The following is a 15,285-nucleotide window of genomic DNA, read 5'->3' on the forward strand; positions in this document are numbered from 1 at the left end:
GAGTGGGCGTATCCTAAAGAGGTATCCCAGAACCTTCTTTAAGGCCGGGCCGCCGCCAGACCAGCCCCGCAGCCCCCGTCAGCAACACCAGAAACAGGGGCACCAGACGGCCATAATGGCCAAAAAACGTGCGCGGCAGCGCATCGGGCAGCGCATGGACCAGCACGCCCTGCCGGTCCCATCCCAACCGGGCCAGTTCCCGGCCACGCCCGTCAAAAATGGCTGAAATGCCGGTATTGGCGGCACGCGCAACCGGCAGGCCTTCCTCCACCGCGCGGATGCGCACGGCGGCAAGGTGCTGGCGCGGGCCTGCGCTATTGCCATACCAGGCGTCATTCGTGCTGTTGAGCAGCCAGGTGGGGCGATCATGCGGATCAACCACCTGGCCCGAGAAAATCACCTCGTAACAGATCAGCGGCCCCACGGGGGCAACACCCGGCAGGTGCCAGGTCTGCACGCCGGGGCCAGGGGTCAGCCCATCGCCCGGCACGACGTGAAAGGGCAGGAAGGCGGGCTGGTATTCGCCAAACGGCACCAGATGCGCCTTGTCATAGGGGGTGGCGGGCTGTCCGCCGGGCAGCAGGGCCACCATGCTGTTGCGCCAGTGTTTGTCCTCCAGCCAGCGCAGCGTGCCGATCACGCCAGCCGCTGCGCCCTGCCCTGCCTGCATGATCATGGGGCGCGCGATGTCATCTTCCATCAGCAGGCCGGGAAAAGCCGATTCCGGCCACGCAAACACGACCGGCCGGCCGACTGCCTCACGCAGGCCCGCCTGCACGCCCTCATGTGTCAGTTGCAGATAGCGGCGGAACACAGCCACATCGGAATCGCGTGATATTTTCTCGGTTTCAGGCACATTGCCCTGCACCAGCACCACCTCGGGGTTGTGGCCATAGGTGTCATGGATGCTGGCCACCCGCAGCGCGCCACAGGCCACCCATGCCGCCAGCATGCCCGCGCAGGCCACGCGCCCCGTGCGGCCATAAAGCGGCGCAAGCGAGAGCAGGCAGGTCAGCAGCGTCAGCCCATCCACCCCGATCCATGCGGCGGGCTGGAGCATGATATCCCCCGCAAGCCCCGGAAACGCCCATACGCTGCCGGGCGGGTTCCACGGAAAACCGCTGAACACGTAAACCCGCGCCATGTCCGTCAGCGTCCATAACGCCGCCAGCACCACCAGCCGCCTTGTGCCGCGCGGCACAAGGCGGCTCAACCCGGCCGAGAGCGCGCTGAGCGGGGCCAGAATGACCGCGCAGCCCGGCGCGGCCAGCGGCACCAGCCACCAGAAATCATCCGCCCGGAGCAGGATGGCGTACATGAGCCAGTACAGGCCCACGGTGTACAGCCCCATGGCGAACATGAAGCCCCGCCGCGCGGCCCCTTTCCAGCCTGCTGCATTATCAATGGCCAGCGCCAGCAGGCAGAAGGCCACCGGCAGCACCACGACCGCATGCACAGGCGGAAAGCCAAGCGCGTACAGCCCACCCGCCAGCACCATCACAAGGTCCGCGCGCCAGCCATGCTGGCGCGACAGCCTCATATACAGATCATGAAGGAACCTCATGCAGCGCCACGATCCCCGCCGTGGGGGAGGGCGCGCCTAGTCCAGCGCGTCACGCAGGCGGCGCTCGTAATGGCGGTAATACTTGTCAGCCAGCAGTTCGCTCTTGACGAGCACGGCCACGTCAATGGTGTTGAACTGCTCATCAATCACCGCGCCATCGCCCACATAGCCCCCAAGCCGCAGATATCCCTTTATCAGGGGCGGCAGGCGCGCGAGCGAGCGGCGATGGTCGAGGGTCTGCGGGTCGGTGCGCAGCATTTCCACCCGGCGTTCCGGCACGGCGCTGATGCGCAGCGCGGGCGGGGCAAGGTGGTTGTGATACAGGTAGGTCAGTTCATCGGACAGCGCATCGGGGTTGGTGCCCGGCAGGCTCGCGCAGCCGAACAGCACGTCAATGCGGTGCAGGAAGATGTAGGAGGCAATGCCACGCCACAGCAGTTGCATAGCCGCGCGACCGCGATAGTTCTGGTCCACGCAGGAGCGACCCACCTCAAGTAGCCGACCGGGGAACTCGGTCAGGCGCGAGATGTCGTATTCGCCCGAGGTATAGAATTTGCCCAGCTTCTTCGCAGCATCGCCCTGCATGAGCCGGTAGGTGCCCACAACGCCCTTCGCCCCCGATGAGATGGCATGATCGATCACCAGAAGGTGATCGGCATATTCATCGAATTCGTCCACGTCGCGCTTGAGGCGCGCGGTACGGGAATCGGGGCGGGCGCCCATTTCCTCATAGAAGACACGGTAGCGCAGCGCCTGGGCGGCATCGCGCTCTTCATCCGTCGCGGCGATCCTGACGCCAAGGTTCCCCCCCCGCAGCTCGGGAAAACCGTTGCGCTCAAGGTCCAGAGTGGAAAGGGACTGTATGGTTTTCTCGATACTCAAGGCCGTGACCCGCCCTTCTGCTCCGTTTGCACCGTGTGGTCCGTCTGTTCTTGTGCCACGTCGGGTAGCCTGCGCGCAAACAGTTCCAGCCGATGGGACACCAGCTCGAACCCCAGTGAAGCCGTGATCTGGCGCAGCAGTTCGGCATGGGCGGCATGGGTGAACTCAACGACCTGCCCGCTTTCCACGTCGATCAGGTGGTAGTGGTCGCCTTCCTCCGTGGCCTCGTAGCGCGCGCGGCCGCCGCCAAAATCACGGCGTTCAAGAATGCCGTTTTCTTCAAGCAGGCGGACGGTGCGATACACCGTGGCAACCGATATGCGCCCGTCCAGCGCCGAGGCGCGGCGGTAGAGTTCCTCCACGTCCGGGTGGTCATGGGCCTCGGACAGCACGCGCGCGATGACACGGCGCTGGCCTGTCATCTTCAGGCCGCGCTCCATGCACATGCGCTCGATGCGCGTCTGTAGTCCGTTACGATCTGTTGCCATGCCTATGGACGTAGCCGATCGCGCCGATACCTGTCCATATGACCACCCGGCATGGAGATCAGTCCTCGCGCTGTTTCGTGCCAAGCCCGATCTTGCGGGCCAGGGTGGAGCGGTGGCTGGCATAGCTCGGCGCCACCATGGGGTAGTCATGCGGCAGGCCCCAGCGCTCGCGATATTCATCCGGCGTCATGTTATAGGCGGTCTTGAGGTGACGCTTGAGCATCTTGAGCTTCTTCCCGTCCTCGAGGCAGACGATATAATCAGGGAAGACGGATTTCTTGAGCGGCACGGCGGGCACCGGCTTCTCGGGCACGGGCTCGGCGCGCCCGAGCGAGGCGACAGCCTCATAGACCTGGTGAATCAGATCGGGGAGGGTATCCGCGTCGATTTCATTTCGTGAGACATATGCCGAAACGATTTCGGCAGCGAGTTCGCGCACTTCAACTTCTGCCGCTGCATCAGCCATTAATCTGATCCTGTCATTCTGGAATAATGATCCATCCTATATAAATAATTCCAGAAGGATCGCAACCGGTCACAACAGAGGTTTCATGGTAATATGTCTGATATAGATATGGCAAAACTGGATATCACCCATGAAGTGTGCCCCATGACTTTCGTGCACACGCGTCTGGCACTTGACAGACTTCCAGCCGGGGGAAAACTGCTTGTCCGCCTGCGCGGAGCGGGCCCGCTGGACAATGTTTCGCGCAGTCTGAAGCTGCTTGGTCATGTCGTGGAAGAAATACAGACAGAAACAGATGGCATAACCCACCAGCTGACCGTGCTCAAATCTCCCGCTTCATGACACAGGCATCGGTACCATCGGGGTAATATCGCGGCCTGACCCCAACCACCGCGAATCCCGCTGCATGGTAAAGCCCCAGCGCGGCCGCGTTATCACGCGCCACTTCAAGGAACATGCTGGCAGCCCCCGCGCGTGCGGCCTCATGCAGGCAACGCGCCAGCAGGGCGCGGCCAATGCCCTGCCCCTGCCAGGCGGGGTCCACGGCAAATGTCAGGATCTCGGCTTCATCAAACAGGGTGCGGGCCATGATGAAGCCTGCGCCGGGGGGAATATCCCCACCCTGCGCAAGCAGCACGAACACGCCGGGCAGGGCCAGCAGGTCCGTCATGGCCTGCGCGTCCCACCGATGCACGGGCGTGAAGGCTGCCGCGTGAATGCGAGCCAGCAGCGCGGCCTGCCCTGCGGGCACGGCAGTGTCCGTCATGAGGTAACGGGTGCCGGGCGCAGGCCTGCGGCGGGCAGCTTGGCTTCCGGCGCATCGACATAAAGCGGCTGGGCCGCGCGGGGGGGCAGATCACCGCGCAGGCGCAGCAGGGCGGCGGCGGCAATGGCCTGCGGGTCGGGTGGCGCATCGGGCAGCAGGTGGATGTCACCGCTCCGGGCGGCGGCGGCCTCGGCTACGGCCTGCGCGGCGTTCCCAGCCAGCAGCACAGGCCCCGGCGGCAGGTCAAGCGCATCAAGCATATAGGCGCGGACCTGCCCCAATGATGACGGCGTGCCCAATGTTTCAATAAACACGCGGCCCCGGCGGGCCATGGTGCAATGCAGGGCGGTCGCCCCCAGCGGGGCCGCGGCCGCGCGCAGGGTCGGGGCCATGACCTCTCCCCCGCTCACACCCACGACCGTGCAGCCCGAACCTGCCGCCAGCCCGTGCGCGAACGCCAGCGAGGCCCGCAGCCCCGTAAACGATCCCGGCCCCACCACCACGCCCGCAAGGTCAGGCATGGCATGGCCCCAGCCACATTGTGCAAACAGTTCGGTGGCCAGCAGCGGAAACTGCTCGGCAGCGCCGCGCCCGGTGGCAATACGGGTAGCGAGAATGGCTGGCACGCCCGCCCCATCAGCCGCCAGGCACGCGATCAGGGCCTGCGCCTGCGCCCCGGTCGCCGCCCCATCCATGACCAGAATACGCATGGGTCAGACAATCACGCAGGCATCATCAAAGCCCAGTCGCGGCGCGCGGGGACCCGGCGGCGGCCCGTCGCAATAGCCAAGGCAGAGCAGGAAATTGGCCTGCCAGCCCTGATCGGCCAGAAAGGCGTCTTCCACCATCGCCGCATCAAAGCCCGAAAGCGGCAGCGCCGACAGGCCGAGCGCGCGGGCGGCCAGGATCATGTAGCCACCTTCCAGCGTGCCGTTGCGCTGGGCGGTTTCCTCGGCCAGGCCCACATCGGCAGCGAACCACTGGCGCACATGGGCCTGCGGGTTCAGCGTGTCCATGCGATCAAAAAACAGCGGGTCATGCGCCACGATTACCGTGACCGGGGCGGTCATCATGCGCTGCACATTGCCTGCCGACAGGGCCGGACGCAGGCGCTCGCGCGCGCCCTCCGTGGTCAGGAACACGAAGCGGGCGGGGCAGCAGTTGCCCGATGTCGGCCCAAGGCGCACCAGATCATAGAGCTGGCGCAGCGTATCGGTGCCGACGGGCCGGTCATTCCACGTCACCGGCGTGCGTGCGTTACGGAACAGAAGATCAAGCCCAGCGTCATCAAGCGCCATGAAACATTCCCAAGCTTACGCGCAAGACCTGCCGATCAGGCCTCTACCTGCTCCACCGATACCACTTCCGGCACGTAATGGCGCAGCATGTTCTCGACCCCGTGCTTGAGGGTGGCGCGTGAAGACGGGCAACCCGAGCAGGCCCCCTGCATGGTCAGGCGCACCACGCCATCGCGGTAGCCACGGAACACGATGTCACCACCATCGCCCGCCACGGCGGGACGCACGCGGGTATCAAGCAGTTCCTTGATCTGCTGCACGATCTCCTCATCCCCCGGCGCGATCAGGTCTTCAACCACCTGCGCGTCGCTTTCCACCACGGGCTGCCCGGTGGAGAGATAATCGGCCAGCACCGCGAGCACCTGCGGGCGCAGGGCCTCCCACTCGGTGGCATCGGCGCGGGTCACGGCCGCGAAGTCATTGCCAAAGAAGACGCGGGCCACGCCATCGAGGTCGAACAGCAGCTCGGCCAGGCGCGAGCGGCCCGCCACGGAATCAGGGCTGATGAAATCCGCCGTCGCCCCGCTGGCCATGATCTCACGCCCCGGCAGGAACTTCAGGGTGGCGGGATTGGGTGTGTCTTCCGTTTCGATGAACATTGCTCGGTCTTCCAGACATGACGGGAAAGGGGGGACAGGCAAAAGTACTTCCCGGGTCCTGTTATATGATCGACCCGCGCGCAAATCCAACCCCACGCACACGCGCGGCGTGCATTTACGCCCCGTGGCCTATCACGGCATGCGCGGCAGGACAATTTCCGCGCATAATCCGCCCCCCAGCCGGTTGAACAGCCTGAACCGCCCGCCGCCACGCGCCACCTCGCGGCTGACAATGGCCAGTCCCAGCCCCAGCCCGCCCGTGCTGCGCGAGCGCGAACCCTCCACGCGGTAGAACGGCGTGGTGACCCGGTCGAGTTCGGCCTCGGGCAGGCCGGGGCCGTTATCCTCCACGCGGATGCACAGCGCATCTTCCATCAATGTCAGGCTGACATGGGCGTTGCCGCCATAGTTCACGGCATTGTCAATCAGGTTGCCCACCACGCGCTTGAGGGCCAGCGGGCGCACGATGGCCTGCGCCTGGTCCGGGCCATCATAGGTGACGTCGCGGCCCTGATCGGCCTCGTCATCCACGCGCGTGGCCAGAATGGAGGCCACATTGACCGAACGCGCGGGCTCGGGGTCCTTCTCGCCCGAAAGGTAGGCCAGCACGCCGGCAATCATGGCCTCCATCTCGGTCACGTCGGCCTCGATCTCCTTCTGCGCGTTCGCATCCTCCAGAAAGCCCGCGCGCAGGCGCAGGCGGGCCAGCGGCGTGCGCAGGTCGTGCGATACGGCGGCCAGCGCCTCGGTGCGGTCAGCAATGAGGCGGTTGATGCGCTCCTGCATGGCGTTGATGGCGCGGGCGAGATAGCGCACCTCACGCGGGCCCTTGTCGGCCAAAGGCACCCACCGGCCCGACCCCACCGTATCAGCCACGTCGGCCAGCGCGCGCAACGGCATGCTCAGCGCGCGCACCAGCATGCCCGCAGCCCCGATGACCGCCCCCGCAAGAATGGCCGCCGAGACAAGGCCCCGGCGCATATGGTGCGGCTCAAGAATATCGGGGGCGAGAAAGCCCATGTAGCTGCCATCGGGCAGGCGCAGCGTGCCGCGCACATCCGCCGTGCCCATGATGGTGCCAGACAGGTTGAGCGCATCGCCCTGCAACACCGGCAACGTGCCCGCCAGCCGGTCATGCAGCTTGCGCAGCGAAGGAGGCTCGACCTTGAGCGTGCCCTGCTGGCCCTGGTTGCGCCAGTCTACCGTCAGATCGCTTGTGGAGAGCATGGCGGCAAGCACCATGCGCTGCGAGGTTGGCGTTGCCGCCAGCACGCGCGCATCGATCACCAGCCGCTCGCCCACCTGCTCAAGCTGGGCGTCGTCTATGGTGTAGGTCTCGGCTTCCTCATAGAAAACGGAACTGCCCACGAACACGAGCGCCACCGCCACGAGCAGCACGAACATGACGCGCCCGACCAGCCCGCGCGGCCACAGCGTGATGCGCCGCGCCACCGCCTGCGGCGCGCGCGCGCCCTGTGCACTCCCCTGCCCCGCCACGGCGCGCGTGCTCAGACCCGCTCCACTTCAGCGGTGAAGATGTAGCCCATGCCGCGCACGGTGCGGATTAGCCCATCCGAATCCGGCCCCAGCTTGCGCCGCAGGCGGCTGACCAACACATCCACGCTGCGGTCGGACACATCGCCCAGCCGCGTGCGCGACAGTTCGAGCAGCCGGTCACGCCCGATCACGCGCTGCGGGTTGTCAAGAAAGCTGGTGAGCAGGTCATGCTCCGCCCCCGAAATTTCGACCGCCATGCCCGAGGGATCAGTCAGTTCACGCCGCCGTAGGTCGAGCATCCACCCGCCAAAGCGTACGGTTTCCTTGCGCTGGCGCCCGGCACTGGGCGTAGTCACGCCGCCGCCGCGCCTGCGCAGCACCGCGCGCACGCGGGCAAGCAGTTCTTTCTGGCCAAAGGGCTTGGGCACGTAGTCATCCGCGCCGAGTTCGAGGCCCTGCACGCGGTCGAGTTCCTCGCCACGGGCGGAGACGATAATGACCGGCACCTCGGTCAACGGGGCCTCGCCCGGCACCGAGGGGTCAGCCTGCGTGCGCAGGCTGCGGCACAGATCCAGCCCGTTGGTACCCGGCAGCATCACGTCAAGGATGATGAGGTCGGCCGCCTGCGCCTTGAGCGCATCCCACATTTCAGGACCATCCTGCACGCCGCGCACGCGGTAGCCATCGCCCTGCAGGGCGCGGACAATCAGGGTGCGCATGCCGGGGTCATCTTCCACCACGAGGATGCGGGCGGGCAGATCGGCTGTGGCAGGTGTCTGTGTCATTCTCTTGGCCATGTTCCGGTTCTGGGGCAGGCATGATGCCCTTCATGCAACAGCGCCCAGCATAGCCAACGCGCGGCATGGGGATAAGGCCATCGTTCATATCATAAAATGTCTGCCCATACGCAAACGGGGCGCCGGATGATCCGACGCCCCGTCCGGGGACAAACTTGTAAATAGCCACAAAAAATCAAGCGTTTCCGGGCGCTGCCTTTTTGAAAAAAAGGCAGCGTCTTTCAAAGCTTTTACACAAAAGCTTCACCAAAAACTTCTGTTTTCATCAATGCGCCGCAGGTGCCGCATTCAGCTTGAGCACCCAGAACTGCGCGATGTCACGTGCGCCATTGGTGCCTTCCACGCTGTTGAACGTGGTGATGGCAGCCGCCTTCTGGCCTGCCGCCGCCTGCGCCAGGCCATAATGCAGGCGACCGATATTGATGTCGGACGGCCCCTTGGCCAGACCCTGCTGCATCAGCGCCAGACCCTTGTCGGCCTGCCCATACAGCACGTAGTTGTAGCCTGCCGTGAGCATGGCGTTGCCGGTTGCGGCCTGGCTGGCTGCCGTATCGAGGTTGGCCTTGGTGCTCTCGGCATTCTGGGCCACCATCGCCTTCAGCTTTTCGCTGCGCGGGGCGGAGGCATCATGCCCGAGCACGCCGCTGGCATAACCCTGATTGATGATGTCGAGCGCAAGCTGGGGCAGGCCCGCCTGCATGGCCAGTTCGGTAATGTCCATATACTCGGCCGAGGTCTTGACCAGACCAGCCTCAAGGCGCACGCGGTCGATATCAAGCCGCAGGCCCGGCGCCATGTTGGGGTTGCTCAGCACGGAATGGACCACCTGCGCCCAGTAATCGGGCTTGGGGTAGTAGGTGGCGAGCATGACGTAGGTCTTGGTCAGCGCCGCGTTGTCCTTCAGCTGCGCCTGGCAGGCGGCCAGAAGCTGGAGCTGGTTCTCGGTGGGCTTGCCACCGGCCTTGATGGCGGCATCGATTTGGCCCTGCTGCACGCGGGCCGCATTGGCGAAATCATGCTGCAGGTAATAGGCCTGGATCAGGATGGTCAGCATCTGCGGGTTCTTGCCACCCGCCTTGATGTATTTCTCGCTCACCGTAACGGCGGTGGGGTAATCCTTGGCGGTAAAGGCCATGCTGCCTTCAGCCAGCGCCATCTGCTCCTTGGTGGCGGCAGGCGTGCGTGGGGAGGCGATCAGCTTGTCATAGGCCGAGATCGCGGCAGGCACGTTGCCCGACTGGGCAGCCACGGCGGCGCGCATCTGGGCAATGGTATAAGATTCGTAATCGGACTTGCCGCTCACGGCGTCCGCTTCGTCCACCTCGGTCATGGCCTGCGGGTATTTCTTGGCGGCAAGGTCGGTCTGGGCCTTCTGCAGCGCCATGCCCACCTTCTGGCCAAGCTGGTCAGCCGCGTGCGCACCATGCATGGGCAGGACGCCCGCCACCGGCAGCGCCATCATGACCCCGGCCAGCAGGCGGCCACGCAGCCGGAACAGCGATTTGGATGTGATGTTTTTCAACTGTGATGTCCTTCCATGAACGGGTCATGGCCCGAATGATCGGCCAGGGCATCACGATGGACCCGTCCGGCCCATCATTCAATCCGCCCCCGACCGCTGGCGCGGCAGCTCAAGGGAGCCGCCGCGCCGTGACGTTGAAATCAGGTTACGCGCGGATGGCAGGCTTATTCCGACGGTTCGTGCGTTTCATGGCGGTAGCCGCCGATCAGGATGGACTGCACGTCAGCCGCGAAGTTGCGCACTTCATCCAGCGCGCCCTTGTTGCGACGGACCAGCATGTTGTAGCCCAGCACCGCAGGCACGGCGGTGCCCAGGCCAATGGCGGTCATGATGAGCGATTCACCCACGGGGCCTGCAACCTTGTCGATCGAGGCCTGACCCGCGATGCCGATGGCCGTCAGCGCGTGATAGATGCCCCACACCGTGCCGAACAGCCCCACGAACGGCGAGGTCGAGCCCACGGTGCCAAGGAAGGCAAGGCCACCCTGCAGGCGGTTCTGGATGAAGTCCACCGAGCGCTGGATGGACATGGTGGTCCAGGAATACAGGTCGATCGTCTCCTGCATCGTACCTTCGTGGTGCTCGGCGGCGGTGATGCCGGTATCGGCGATGTAGCGGAAGGGCGATGCGGTATCGAGCTGGGCAGCGCCTTCCTTGATGTCATGGGCCTGCCAGAACTTGGCCTTCACTTCCTTGGCGGCCTTCATCATGCGGGCCTGCTCGAGGAATTTGGTGATCATGATGTACCAGGTCCCGACAGACATCACGACCATGATGATGAGCACGGTGCGGGCGATGAAGTCACCATTCGACCACAGCGCGCCCAGGCCGTAGGGATTATCGGCGGCTGCGGCGGGCGTGGCGTAGGCCAGTGCCGAAAAGGCGGTCAGCAGCGCGGCCGCCATGACTGGTTTACGATGCTGTCGGGTCATTTACCTCAAATCCTCTGACGAATAGGGCCATACTTCTGGCCCGCAACACATTTCATGACTGTTATCTGACCAGTCCGGACGCTGAAAATCAATCCACCTGTATCGTTTTCAGAACAATTCCGGCTCACGGACCCTGTTATCACGCCCGATCACCGGGGCGGGAATGACCGGAACCACCGGCGCGACCATGACCGGGCGCACGGGCGGCGGCGCGGGCGGCACCGGCGGTGGCGGCTCGGGAATGATGCGGATCGCGAGTGGCGGCAGGGGGCGGTATGGCTCGGGAAACATGGGCTTTGCCTTGGGCCGCAGCCCGTAAGCCAGCGCCGACACGACAACGACATGGACCAGCACGATCACCCCCGCCACGCGCAGGTAGGGCGTGCGCCGTCGCTGCTTGGCGGCATAATCCTCTCCCATGACTTCGTCAGACCACATGCCGCTCCTGTCCAGCCCCTGCGCGGCAACCCGCGCGGGCGCCTGCTGTTCAAATTGCCCTGAGCGGAATTGGGCGTGCTCGGGGGCGCTGTGTCAAGCATCATATGACACAGATTCGAAACAATTTTCTCTTGGCAGAACAATGCCCCAGCACCCATGGCATGAAAAAACCCCGTGGCCTGAGCCACGGGGTTGCCTGCCTGCACGCCCCGGTTGCGGCGTTACTGCGCCTGAGCGCTTGCTTCCGAGCGGGTAGCCCCCACGCGGGCGGCAAGGGCGGCTGCCATGAAGTCATCGATGTCACCATCCAGAATCGCACCCGGGTTGGTTTTCTCGACGTTGGTGCGCAGGTCCTTGACCAGCTGGTAAGGGGCCAGCACGTAGGAGCGGATCTGGTGCCCCCAGCCGATATCGGTCTTGCTGGCCTCGGTCTGGGCGGCGGCGGCCTCGCGGCGCTGGAGTTCCTGCTCGTACATCCGCGCCTTGAGCATGGTCATGGCGGTGGCGCGGTTGCGGTGCTGCGAGCGGTCGGTCTGGCACGCCACCACGATGCCGGTGGGGATGTGCGTGATGCGGATGGCCGATTCCGTCTTGTTGACGTGCTGCCCACCCGCGCCCGAGGCGCGGAAGGTATCGACACGCAGGTCGGCCTCGTTGATCTCGATCTCGATCGAGTCATCGACCACCGGATACACCCACACGGAGGCAAACGAGGTCTGCCGCCTTGCCGCCGCATCGAACGGCGAGATGCGGACCAGCCGGTGCACGCCCGCCTCGGTCTTGAGCCAGCCATAGGCGTTGGGGCCGGTCACCTGGATGGTGGCGGACTTGATGCCGGCCTGCTCGCCCTCCGAGCTTTCCATCATGGTCACCTTGTAGCCATGCTGCTCGGCCCAGCGGGTGTACATGCGCAGCAGCATCTCGGCCCAGTCCTGCGCCTCGGTGCCGCCCGCGCCCGCATTGACCTCAAGGTAGCAGTCATTGCTGTCGGCCTCGCCCGAGAGCAGGCTTTCGGTCTCGCGGCGCTTGGCTTCCTCGGCCAGGGCGCGCAGGTTGCCGAGCGCCTCGGCCACCACGGCCTCGTCGCCTTCCATCTCGGCCAGCTCAACGAGTTCGATCGTATCGTTTACATCGGCTTCAAGCCGCTGCACGCCCTCGATCTGGCCAGCGAGCATGGTGCGCTCGCGCATGAGTTTCTGCGCTGCGTCCGAATCGTTCCACAGGTCGGGATCTTCGGCCCGGTTGTTCAGTTCCGCGAGGCGGTCGATTGCGACATCCCAGTCAAAGATGCCTCCTCAGCAGCGCCACCGACTGCTTGATCTGGTCGTTCAGGGCCTCTGTCTCGGCAGACATGGGCTTGCTCCTTGGTCAACGGTCAACAGTGCGGGCGTGCGCATGTCACGCCCGGCCATAAACGGCGTCAATACAGCCCGCCCATGCCAATGTCACCCCCGGAAGGCTGCGTGGCGGGTGCTGCCGCAGGCGCCGCAGGGTGGCCTGCCGATGTCGTGCCATCAGGCAGGGCGGTGGGGCTGGCGGGCATCGTGGCCATGTCGTTCTCGGAATCGGGCATGTTCTCGGCCCCCGTATCCGCCGCCGTCAGGGCCATGCCGGAACCTGCGCCAAGATCCACGCTCTCACCGGGCACCTGGCCGGGCTTGAATGCATCGATTGCGACTCCCATGCCGGTATCATAGCGTGCAAGCTGCACACCATCAGGCACGCGGAAGTCAAGGCGCGGGCGGGTGGCGAGGGCCGCCTTCATCACCTGATTCCAGATCGGGCCTGCAATCACGCCGCCGGTCTCGTTCTTGCCCAGCGACTGCGGCGTGTCGAACCCGATCCACACCACCGTGACCAGATCGGGCGAGAAGCCCGCGAACCACGCATCATTGAAGTCCTGGCTGGTGCCGGTCTTGCCCGCGATGGGCCGGTCGATGCCCGCGCCCGCGCGCACGCCCGTGCCCCGGCGCACCACATCCTGCATCATGGCCACGATCTGGGCCGCGCTGGTGGCGGAGACGACCTGCGGGCGCGTATCGGCCACCTGCGGGCCATCGGCTGGCGTGCTGCCGGGCTGCCACGCAACCCCTTCGGGCCGCCACACCACGTTGCCGTTGCGGTCCTTGATGTCATCGATCAGGGAAGGTGTTACCAGCCTGCCGCCATTGGCGATGGTGGCGTAAGCGCCAGCCTCCTTCATGACGGTGGTCTCGACCGCGCCGAGGGCCGCGGGCAGCACCAGCGGCATGGAACGCACGAGGCCAAGCCCCTGCGCGAGGCTGGCCACCGGCTTCATGCCGATCTGGGCGGCAAGGCGGATGGTGACGAGATTGCGCGATTCGCGCAGCGCATCATGCAGGGTCGTGGGGCCCCAGAAATCCTTCTCGTAATTGTTGGGGTGCCACTCGCCGTAGCTGACCGGGGAATCATCGAATTTCTGCGAAGGCGAGATCCCCTGCTCCATCGCCGCCAGATAGACGAACGGCTTGAACGAGGACCCCGGCTGGCGCGCCGCCTGAATGGCGCGGTTGAACTGCGATTCGCGGAACGACCAGCCCCCCACCATGGCCAGCACGCGCCCGGTGCGCACATCGATGGTGGCAAGCGCCCCTTCCACGCGCGGCACCTGGCGGATGGCAACGCCGCTGCCATCGGCCTGCGGCTCGATCAGCACGACGTCGCCGGCCTGCACGCCCTTGCCGGTGCGCATCCACGTCATGTCACGCGCCAGCACCGTGCCGGTATGGGGCATGACGGGATCGCGCCCCTCAAGCCAGCCGACCCGGCCCGTGGCGGCCGACAGCACCACGGCCATCCGCCACTGCTCCAGCATGGCGGCGGGCGGTGTCACGTGCGCCAGCGCATTGGCCCAGTCGCCCGCCACGTCCGCCGCCCCGACATGCGCGAACGCGCCCCGCCAGCCGCCATGGGCGCGGTCATAGCGCAGCAGCCCCTCGCGCAAGGCGCCGGTGGCCACCTGCTGCAGGTGCGAATCCAGCGAGGTATGGACCGAAAGCCCGCCCTCCATGGTGGTGCCGATGCCGTAGCGCTCGATCAGTTCGCGGCGCACTTCCTCGGCAAACCATTCCGAGCCGGGCACGGGGCCGGGGCGGGTGAAGTTGGCGGGCACGAGGGGTTCAAGCTGGGCCGCGCGCGCCTCCTCGGGCGTAATCACCTTGAGGTCGGCCATGCGGTCGAGCACCCAGTTGCGCCGGTTGGTCGCCGCCTGCACGTAACGGTGCGGGTTGTAGTTGGTGGGCGATTTGGGCAGCGCGCCGAGGAAGGCGGCCTCGGCATTGTCAAGCTGGTCGAGCGGCTTGTTGAAATAGGTCTGGGCGGCGGCACCGATGCCGTACGCGCCCTCGCCCAGATAGATCTCGTTGAGGTAGATCTCGAGGATCTGCTCCTTGCTCAGCGTCTGCTCAAGGCGCATGGCCAGCAGCGCTTCCTTGATCTTGCGGTCGATCGACACCGCATTCGACCCCAGCAGCATGATGCGCGCGACCTGCTGCGTGATGGTCGAGGCCCCGATGGGGCGGTGCTTGGTGCCGTGCATCATCATGTCGGTGATGCCGGCACGCAGGATGGCCAGCGGGTCGACGCCGCCATGGCTGAAGAATTTCTGGTCCTCGGCAGCCAGGAAGGCGCTGCGCACGCGCTCGGGTATGGCGCTGTAGGGCACGAAGATGCGCCGCTCGGCGGCAAGCTCGGCCATCACCTGGTCATCACCGGAATACAGGCGGCTCATGACGGGGGGCTGGTAGGTGCGCAGGCCATCGACCGTGGGCAGGCCCTCGCTCAGGCGCTCATATTCGTACCAGCCCACAATGCCTGCGCCGCCACCACCCAGCAGCAGCACCGCCAGCGTGGTGCCCGCCAGCCAGCGCACCATGCGGTAGCGCGGGCGGCGCGGGCCACCCCCACCGGGGCGGGAGGGTCCATCCATCCGGCCATCGCGGCCTGATCCGTCAGCAAGCGTCATCCGGTGTCCAATAAGGAGAGAAAGGGGCTGTTCTGTGTCGTAAGGCCCCTG

At 65.6% G+C, this 15,285-nt stretch carries 15 protein-coding genes and 1 pseudogene; 1 reads left to right on the top strand and 15 read right to left on the bottom strand.

The features are described 5' to 3' along the window. Window positions 1–13: 13 nt before the first annotated feature. The 4 genes from lnt to R5N89_RS13145 are packed head-to-tail and all read right to left on the bottom strand — an operon-like array spanning window position 14 to window position 3,400. Complete coding sequence (gene lnt / locus R5N89_RS13130) at window positions 14–1,564, bottom strand: apolipoprotein N-acyltransferase (protein WP_110569613.1); 1,551 nt, start codon at window positions 1,562–1,564, stop codon at window positions 14–16. 36 nt (window positions 1,565–1,600) lie between these two features. Then, window positions 1,601–2,446 (bottom strand): GNAT family N-acetyltransferase, encoded by an 846-nt coding sequence (locus R5N89_RS13135; protein ID WP_078525741.1) that lies wholly within the window; start codon window positions 2,444–2,446, stop codon window positions 1,601–1,603. Continuing rightward, window positions 2,443–2,934 carry a Fur family transcriptional regulator gene (locus tag R5N89_RS13140; protein ID WP_110569614.1) on the bottom strand — a complete coding sequence of 164 codons (492 nt, stop codon included), beginning with the start codon at window positions 2,932–2,934 and terminating at the stop codon, window positions 2,443–2,445. Before R5N89_RS13140 ends, R5N89_RS13135 begins: the two co-directional genes overlap by 4 nt. A 58-nt stretch (window positions 2,935–2,992) precedes the next feature. Continuing rightward, window positions 2,993–3,400 carry a MucR family transcriptional regulator gene (locus R5N89_RS13145; protein ID WP_110569615.1) on the bottom strand — a complete coding sequence of 136 codons (408 nt, stop codon included), beginning with the start codon at window positions 3,398–3,400 and terminating at the stop codon, window positions 2,993–2,995. A gap of 93 nt (window positions 3,401–3,493) precedes the next feature. Here R5N89_RS13145 and R5N89_RS13150 point away from each other — a divergent pair, with 93 nt between their 5' ends. Next, window positions 3,494–3,742, top strand: a complete 249-nt coding sequence (locus tag R5N89_RS13150; RefSeq protein WP_110569616.1) for a sulfurtransferase TusA family protein — start codon at window positions 3,494–3,496, stop codon at window positions 3,740–3,742. On the opposite strand, the gene rimI is transcribed toward R5N89_RS13150, so the two are convergent. The 11 genes and pseudogenes from rimI to R5N89_RS13205 form a co-directional block, all read right to left on the bottom strand. Next, window positions 3,723–4,166: a ribosomal protein S18-alanine N-acetyltransferase gene (rimI, locus tag R5N89_RS13155; RefSeq protein ID WP_110569617.1), complete on the bottom strand. Its 444-nt coding sequence runs from the start codon at window positions 4,164–4,166 to the stop codon at window positions 3,723–3,725. The genes R5N89_RS13150 and rimI overlap by 20 nt on opposite strands. Beyond that, window positions 4,163–4,876, bottom strand: a complete 714-nt coding sequence (gene tsaB, locus R5N89_RS13160; RefSeq protein WP_110569618.1) for a tRNA (adenosine(37)-N6)-threonylcarbamoyltransferase complex dimerization subunit type 1 TsaB — start codon at window positions 4,874–4,876, stop codon at window positions 4,163–4,165. The genes rimI and tsaB overlap by 4 nt, the downstream gene beginning before the upstream one ends. Before the next feature lie 3 nt (window positions 4,877–4,879). Then, entirely contained in the window at window positions 4,880–5,464 is a 585-nt protein-coding gene (locus R5N89_RS13165; protein ID WP_110569619.1) for a malonic semialdehyde reductase, read from the bottom strand. 35 nt (window positions 5,465–5,499) lie between these two features. Beyond that, entirely contained in the window at window positions 5,500–6,063 is a 564-nt protein-coding gene (locus R5N89_RS13170) for a NifU family protein (RefSeq protein ID WP_110569620.1), read from the bottom strand. 132 nt (window positions 6,064–6,195) lie between these two features. After that, on the bottom strand, window positions 6,196–7,467 hold the full coding sequence (locus tag R5N89_RS13175) for an ATP-binding protein (RefSeq protein WP_244192226.1): 1,272 nt from the start codon (window positions 7,465–7,467) through the stop codon (window positions 6,196–6,198). Between the two features lie 104 nt (window positions 7,468–7,571). Further along, the gene (locus R5N89_RS13180; RefSeq protein WP_110569622.1) at window positions 7,572–8,345 is read right to left on the bottom strand and encodes a response regulator; all 774 of its coding nucleotides are present in this window, start codon (window positions 8,343–8,345) and stop codon (window positions 7,572–7,574) included. Between the two features lie 277 nt (window positions 8,346–8,622). Next, window positions 8,623–9,931 (bottom strand): annotated as a pseudogene (locus tag R5N89_RS13185) (hypothetical protein). A 112-nt stretch (window positions 9,932–10,043) separates the two neighbouring features. Further along, a complete protein-coding gene (locus R5N89_RS13190; protein WP_110569623.1) occupies window positions 10,044–10,811 on the bottom strand; it encodes a MotA/TolQ/ExbB proton channel family protein in 768 nt (255 codons plus the stop codon). A 108-nt stretch (window positions 10,812–10,919) separates the two neighbouring features. Then, window positions 10,920–11,249, bottom strand: coding sequence for a hypothetical protein (locus R5N89_RS13195; protein ID WP_244192222.1), 330 nt, complete (start codon window positions 11,247–11,249; stop codon window positions 10,920–10,922). A 221-nt stretch (window positions 11,250–11,470) separates the two neighbouring features. Continuing rightward, a protein-coding gene (gene prfB, locus R5N89_RS13200; RefSeq protein ID WP_110569624.1) for a peptide chain release factor 2 occupies window positions 11,471–12,602 on the bottom strand; the annotation gives its coding sequence in 2 pieces (ribosomal slippage) (window positions 11,471–12,532 and window positions 12,534–12,602; 1,131 coding nt in all). A 67-nt stretch (window positions 12,603–12,669) separates the two neighbouring features. Beyond that, window positions 12,670–15,234 (bottom strand): penicillin-binding protein 1A, encoded by a 2,565-nt coding sequence (locus R5N89_RS13205; protein ID WP_110569625.1) that lies wholly within the window; start codon window positions 15,232–15,234, stop codon window positions 12,670–12,672. Window positions 15,235–15,285 lie beyond the last annotated feature (51 nt).

Source organism: Komagataeibacter sucrofermentans DSM 15973 (assembly GCF_040581405.1).
GTDB lineage: Bacteria > Pseudomonadota > Alphaproteobacteria > Acetobacterales > Acetobacteraceae > Komagataeibacter > Komagataeibacter sucrofermentans.

What these genes read in the sequence shown, in the direction of transcription:
- lnt (WP_110569613.1), bottom strand. Translation starts at nt 1,564, where the DNA reads ATGAGGTTCCTTCATGATCTGTATATGAGGCTGTCGCGCCAGCATGGC.
- R5N89_RS13140 (WP_110569614.1), bottom strand. Translation starts at nt 2,934, where the DNA reads ATGGCAACAGATCGTAACGGACTACAGACGCGCATCGAGCGCATGTGC.
- R5N89_RS13145 (WP_110569615.1), bottom strand. Translation starts at nt 3,400, where the DNA reads ATGGCTGATGCAGCGGCAGAAGTTGAAGTGCGCGAACTCGCTGCCGAA.
- R5N89_RS13150 (WP_110569616.1), top strand. Translation starts at nt 3,494, where the DNA reads ATGTCTGATATAGATATGGCAAAACTGGATATCACCCATGAAGTGTGC.
- rimI (WP_110569617.1), bottom strand. Translation starts at nt 4,166, where the DNA reads ATGACGGACACTGCCGTGCCCGCAGGGCAGGCCGCGCTGCTGGCTCGC.
- tsaB (WP_110569618.1), bottom strand. Translation starts at nt 4,876, where the DNA reads ATGCGTATTCTGGTCATGGATGGGGCGGCGACCGGGGCGCAGGCGCAG.
- R5N89_RS13165 (WP_110569619.1), bottom strand. Translation starts at nt 5,464, where the DNA reads ATGGCGCTTGATGACGCTGGGCTTGATCTTCTGTTCCGTAACGCACGC.
- R5N89_RS13170 (WP_110569620.1), bottom strand. Translation starts at nt 6,063, where the DNA reads ATGTTCATCGAAACGGAAGACACACCCAATCCCGCCACCCTGAAGTTC.
- R5N89_RS13175 (WP_244192226.1), bottom strand. Translation starts at nt 7,467, where the DNA reads ATGTTCGTGCTGCTCGTGGCGGTGGCGCTCGTGTTCGTGGGCAGTTCC.
- R5N89_RS13180 (WP_110569622.1), bottom strand. Translation starts at nt 8,345, where the DNA reads ATGACACAGACACCTGCCACAGCCGATCTGCCCGCCCGCATCCTCGTG.
- R5N89_RS13190 (WP_110569623.1), bottom strand. Translation starts at nt 10,811, where the DNA reads ATGACCCGACAGCATCGTAAACCAGTCATGGCGGCCGCGCTGCTGACC.
- R5N89_RS13195 (WP_244192222.1), bottom strand. Translation starts at nt 11,249, where the DNA reads ATGTGGTCTGACGAAGTCATGGGAGAGGATTATGCCGCCAAGCAGCGA.
- R5N89_RS13205 (WP_110569625.1), bottom strand. Translation starts at nt 15,234, where the DNA reads ATGACGCTTGCTGACGGATCAGGCCGCGATGGCCGGATGGATGGACCC.